The organism is Clostridium sp. (genome assembly GCF_051656525.1).
Taxonomy (GTDB): domain Bacteria; phylum Bacillota; class Clostridia; order Clostridiales; family Clostridiaceae; genus Clostridium.
Map to the genome: position 1 here is coordinate 1 of NZ_JBOGCC010000273.1, position 5,361 is coordinate 5,361.

The 5,361-nt window shown below is 26.9% G+C and carries 7 protein-coding genes and 1 pseudogene; 6 read left to right on the plus strand and 2 right to left on the minus strand.

The annotated features are described in order from the left end of the window. The 4 genes and pseudogenes from ACRDDY_RS13430 to ACRDDY_RS13445 all read left to right on the plus strand — a co-directional run. Positions 1-189: pseudogene (locus tag ACRDDY_RS13430) on the plus strand (PTS cellobiose transporter subunit IIC); the annotation flags it as partial. Positions 190-204: 15 nt separating this feature from the next. After that, positions 205-726 (plus strand): GrdB-related putative oxidoreductase, encoded by a 522-nt coding sequence (locus ACRDDY_RS13435; RefSeq protein ID WP_438565451.1) that lies wholly within the window; start codon positions 205-207, stop codon positions 724-726. A gap of 24 nt (positions 727-750) precedes the next feature. Next, complete coding sequence (locus tag ACRDDY_RS13440; RefSeq protein ID WP_438565452.1) at positions 751-1,713, plus strand: N(4)-(beta-N-acetylglucosaminyl)-L-asparaginase; 963 nt, start codon at positions 751-753, stop codon at positions 1,711-1,713. Positions 1,714-1,774: 61 nt separating this feature from the next. Continuing rightward, positions 1,775-3,052, plus strand: coding sequence for a Sapep family Mn(2+)-dependent dipeptidase (locus ACRDDY_RS13445; protein ID WP_438565453.1), 1,278 nt, complete (start codon positions 1,775-1,777; stop codon positions 3,050-3,052). A gap of 248 nt (positions 3,053-3,300) precedes the next feature. Here ACRDDY_RS13445 and ACRDDY_RS13450 read toward each other — a convergent pair whose 3' ends face one another. Further along, on the minus strand, positions 3,301-3,444 hold the full coding sequence (locus tag ACRDDY_RS13450; RefSeq protein ID WP_438565454.1) for a hypothetical protein: 144 nt from the start codon (positions 3,442-3,444) through the stop codon (positions 3,301-3,303). A 234-nt stretch (positions 3,445-3,678) separates the two neighbouring features. Between ACRDDY_RS13450 and ACRDDY_RS13455 the strand changes: the two genes are divergently transcribed. Next, positions 3,679-4,158: a hypothetical protein gene (locus ACRDDY_RS13455; RefSeq protein ID WP_438565455.1), complete on the plus strand. Its 480-nt coding sequence runs from the start codon at positions 3,679-3,681 to the stop codon at positions 4,156-4,158. A gap of 48 nt (positions 4,159-4,206) precedes the next feature. Here the strand turns inward: ACRDDY_RS13455 and ACRDDY_RS13460 are convergent, their stop codons facing one another. Next, entirely contained in the window at positions 4,207-4,842 is a 636-nt protein-coding gene (locus tag ACRDDY_RS13460) for a suppressor of fused domain protein (protein WP_438565456.1), read from the minus strand. 268 nt (positions 4,843-5,110) lie between these two features. On the opposite strand from ACRDDY_RS13460, the gene ACRDDY_RS13465 reads away from it, so the two are divergent. Further along, on the plus strand, positions 5,111-5,361 hold a 251-nt coding region (locus ACRDDY_RS13465), incomplete at its 3' end, for a divalent metal cation transporter (protein WP_438565457.1).

Genomic DNA, 5,361 nt, shown 5'->3' on the forward strand with positions numbered 1-5,361 from the left:
GTTATTTCAGGTTTCTTAGTATCAGGGTGGCAAGGTTCAGTTCTTCAAATATTATTAATGGCACTTGGAGTAATATTATATATTCCATTTATTAAAGCAATAGATAATCAATATTTAAAAGAAGAGGAACTTGCAGCAGCTAAAGAAGATGAGGATGATGATATAGATTTTGATAATTTAGATTTTTAAGATAGGAGAAAATAAATGAAAAAAATAGTACTAATAATGAATCATGTACAAGCCGGTATGGGAAGTGATGAAAATGCTGATTTAAAACCAAGTGGAAAAAAATCAGTAATAGGACCAGGAAAAATGATGGAGCCATACTTTAAAAAGTTAGGACTTAAAATAGAGGGAACTCTTTATTGTGGTGATAAATACTACAGCGAAAATAAAGAAGAAGTTTTAAAAAAATTTACAGCAATGGCTAAAAAGTTAGGTGCAGAGGTTGTTATATGTGGACCAGCACTTCATTATCCAAACTTTGGAGAAATGGTTGGAGGAATAACAGAAGCAATAAATGAAAATTCAGATGTAAAAGCTTTTGCAGCAATGTCAGAAGAAAATCCTGCAAAAGAGAAATATAAAGATAAAATAATAATAGTAAAAACACCAAAAAAAGGTGGAGTAGGATTAAACAAATCAATAGAAAATATATGTGAAATGGCAAGTAAACTTGCAAATAATGAAAATATAGATGAATTTAAAAGTAAAGTTTGTTTTTAAACTAAAAGAAATGGGGTATAAAATATGAAATGGGCAATGATAGCAACATGGAGAATGGCTGTTGAGGGGATAACAGAGGCCGGAAAAGATTTAGAAAATGGTGTTTTTGCAGGAGATGCAATAGAAAAAGCTATAAAATGTGTAGAAGATTTTCCTTTTTATAAATCAGTAGGATATGGTGGTCTTCCAAATGAAAATTGTGAAGTAGAGTTAGATGCAGCATATATGGATGGAGATACACTTTCAATAGGAGCAGTTGGAGGAATTAAAGACTTTAAAAATCCTATAAGTATAGCAAGAAGGTTAAGTAAAGAAAGATTTAATTGTTTCTTAGTTGGAGAAGGTGCAGAGAAATTTGCACATAAAGAAGGTTTTGAAAGACAAAATATGCTAACAGATAGAGCAAAATTACACTACAAAAAGAAATATAAAGAAACAGTAGAAAGAGGACTAAGTCCATACAATGGACATGATACAGTAGGAATGATTGCAGTTGATAAAGAGGGAAAAATGGTAGCAGGAACATCAACTAGTGGATTATTTATGAAAAGACCAGGAAGAGTAGGTGATTCTCCAATTTCAGGCTCAGGATTTTATTGTGATAGTGAAGTTGGTGGGGCATCAGCAACAGGTCTTGGAGAAGATTTAATGAAAGGTTGTATTTCTTATGAAATAGTTAGATTAATGAAAGATGGAATGCATCCACAAGAAGCTTGTGATAAGGCAGTTATGGAATTACATGAAAAACTAACTAAAAAAAGAGGAAAAGCTGGAGACCTTTCATTAGTAGCTTTAAATAATAAAGGTGAATGGGGAGTTTCTACAAACATTGAAGGATTTTCTTTTTCAGTAATTTCTGAAGATGAAGAGCCAACAGTATATGTATGTAAAAAGCAACAAAATGGTATAACAGAATATGAGAAAGCAAGTGAAGAATGGTTAGATGCGTATTTAAAAAGAATACATGAACCAATAACATTTGATTAAAATAAAAAACCCTAAGAGATTAAAATCTACTTAGGGTTAAACCATATAGAGGGGGAGAAAAATGTTTAAAGAAAGAGTTAGAAAGGAAAAAGAAAGTCTTTTAAAAAGTATAGATAAAGTAGTTAGAGTAAATAGTATAGAAGGCATAGAAGATACAGATGCACCTTTTGGAGAAGAACCTAAAAAAGTATTAGAGGTAGCATTAGAGATAGGAAAAGAAATGGGTTTTAAAACTAAAAATATAAATAATGCTATAGGGTATGTAGAATATGGTGAAGGTGAAGAATATGTATGTGCACTAGGGCACTTAGATATTGTACCAGTAGGGGAAGGATGGGACTATGATCCATTAAGAGTTACAATAGAAGGAGATAAAATATATGGAAGAGGTGTTTTAGATAATAAAGGACCTATAATGAGTTGTCTCTATGGATTGAAAATAATAAAAGATATGAACTTAAAATTATCTAAAAGAATTAGAATTATATTTGGAACAAATGAAGAAACAGGATTTAAAGACATCCCATATTACTTAAAAGAGGAAAAATTACCTATAATGGGATTTACACCAGATTGCAAATTTCCAGTAATATATGGAGAACGTGGAATTTTAGATTTAACTATATGGAGTGAAATAATAAAGGAAAAGATAAATGTAGATGGAAAGTTTGTAAATAATGTAGTTTCAAGTAATTGTGAAATAAATATAGATGGAAAAATATATAAAGAAAAAGGGCAAAGTGCTCCAGGAAATACACCAGAAGTAGGAGAAAATGCAGTAACAAAATTATGTAATAGGTTAAAAGAAAATGAGTATTCAAGAGAATTAAAAGAATTTTTAAATTTTATAGTTTATAACTTTCATGAAAATCATAATTTAGATAGAGATGGAGTAAAATTTGAAGATAATGTATCAGGTAAGCTTATAATAAATCCATATAAAATAGAAGAAGAAAATAGAAAACTTGGAGTTTCAGTTGTGTTTAGATATCCAATTATGTATAAATATGAAGATATATTAGAGCGTGTTTATAAAATAAGCAAAAAGGAATATGAAATAAAAGAAAATAGAAGAATGGATTCGGTTTTGTTTGATAAAGATTCTGAAATGCTAAATTTACTAAAGGAAAGTTATGAAAAAGTAACAGGATTAGATGGAACACCAGTTACAACAACAGGAGGAACTTATGCAAAAGTGTTTAAAAATATAGTAGCATTTGGACCATCATTTCCAGGACAGAAAGGAATAGCACATAATAAAAATGAATATATGAATATAAGTGATTTAATGTTAGGAACAGAGATATATACAGAAGCATTATATAATCTTGCGAAATAAATAAGATTTAGAAAGGGAACATGGAGAAAGAAAATTTAGAAATAACAAAAGCACCTAAAATGGTGCTTTAACTAAAAAAAGAGTATTTAATGAAAATACTCTTTTTGAGATATTTTAATAAAAAACAAGGAAAAAATTGTTAAATGTATATTTAAAGTATATCACGTAAAATAAAAAGAATAAAAAAAATAGAATTTAAAACAAAAAGTTTTAAATTCTATAAAATGTGTATAAAGTTAAAGTGGTAATTATTTAGAATCATGCTTTTCTTTATCGTTTAATCCACAAGGAACCCAAGGATAATCAGGATTAGATGGATCACAAGGATTTGTAGGATCTACGTTTTTTTCTTCCTCTAAAATTTGATCAAAATCTTCAAAATCTTTTTTCATAAAAATCAACCTCACTTTTAATTCTTAGTTATTTACTATGATTTAATTATAATGCTAAGAATAATAATTGTCAAATAATATTTTTTATTATAATTAATAGTTTTTTTTCAATAAATATACTATAAAATAAATATATGTATATAATAATTATACGTGAAAGATAATATATTTAATTGTTCTAATATAGAAATATAGAAATAAAATATATAGAAGTAATAATAGAAGAGGTATTTTATGAAAGCAAAATCAGAAGAAATCTTTTTACAATTATTCACTCTTAAATATAGAGAGTTTAGAGAAAAAAATATAAAAGATTATTTAAATAAAATGGAAGAAAACTTAAATTTCTGGGTAGAAGAGAATTATAAGTTAAACTGTAATGAAAACAAGGATATAAAAATTGAGGAAAAAAAGGAAGAATTATTAATTCTTATAAAGAATGATTATCCAGATATAAAATCAATAGAAGAAGCATTTGTTGAAGTAAAGATGCAAAATGATTTTGACATAATGTTTTCTAATAAATTAAAAAAAGTTATATTAGAAAAAGAATTTGAAATAAATGAAAATATACAAAAGTTATATAAAGATATTTTTAGAGATGACAAAAAAGAAACATTACCTTTAGAAGAGATAGAAAAAAAAGTAGTAGAATATTATAAAAGCATAGGAGTTAATGTTTTAAATAAGAGAGACATATATTTTTTAAATTAAAAGGAAGATAGCTTCATTTACTAAGGAAGCTATCTTCTTTTATGTTATTTATTTTATAATAAGTAAAGGATTGTCCTCTTTTAAAATAGATATAATATCTGAAAGATTAAATTTACAACTTTTTAAAGTTGATAGAGTATAACTATCAATTGGGTAAAGTTGTAAGAAATCAACACTTCCATGAACTGTATCTAAAGAAGAAAACTCATCTTTAACAATAATAAATCCAGCAAAGTCAGAATTTTCATCGATAGCTTCTCTATAATCAAAAAAAGTATTTTCTTCTAAAGAAAAGCTAGTTTCTTTAATATACTTATAAATTGTATTTATAGCAAGCATAAGGCTTTCAGCTTTTTCTATTTTTGCATTATCAATTCTTAATGTTACTTCATATCCATATTTAGACTTCTCTCTCATAAAGTAATGTTCATTTGCATAAAGCTCAGAGAACCCAAAGCTTATAATATGATTATGCTCTGAATGACTTGTACTATTATAGATAGAAAAACCACTTAAAAAATGTTTGTTCGAAAATAAGTTAGTTGGTAAATGAAGTAAGTTATAGCTAATAGGTTCTTGATTTGCATAAACATTATCTAAGTGTGAGTAAAGAGCCTCTAAGCCAGGTGCAAAAGTAGTATTTTCCTTTAAGTTTCTTTTATATTTTTCAAAATTCATAATCATATTTATTAATCCCCTTTATAAAAAAATTAAGTTATGGATATATAATAACATAAAATACACATAAAAGTAACAATTTATACATAAATTTTAAATTTAATTTAAAATGTAACTGTAAAGTGAATAAAATAAATGTTTAATAGAGTATATGGATATACTATTAAATGTACAGCATTTTAATTGACAGTAAGTATCAATAGGCTTATTATAAGCAAGTGATAATAATTATCAAAGTAAAAAATTAAATTTAAATATATTGGAGGAGAAAAATATGACACAGCTTCAAGGAGAAGACATCCTAGTGCAAAAAAGAAGAAAAAGAAACTTCTTTATGCTATTAGCTGCAATGGGACCTGGAATAACAGTAATGCTTGCAGATACTGATGCAGGATCAATAATTACAGCAGCTCAATCAGGGGCACAATGGGGGTATAAATTAATATTAGTAAACTTAATATTAGTTCCGATGTTATACTTTGTACAAGAGTTAACAACGCGTATAGGAATAACTACAGGAAAGGG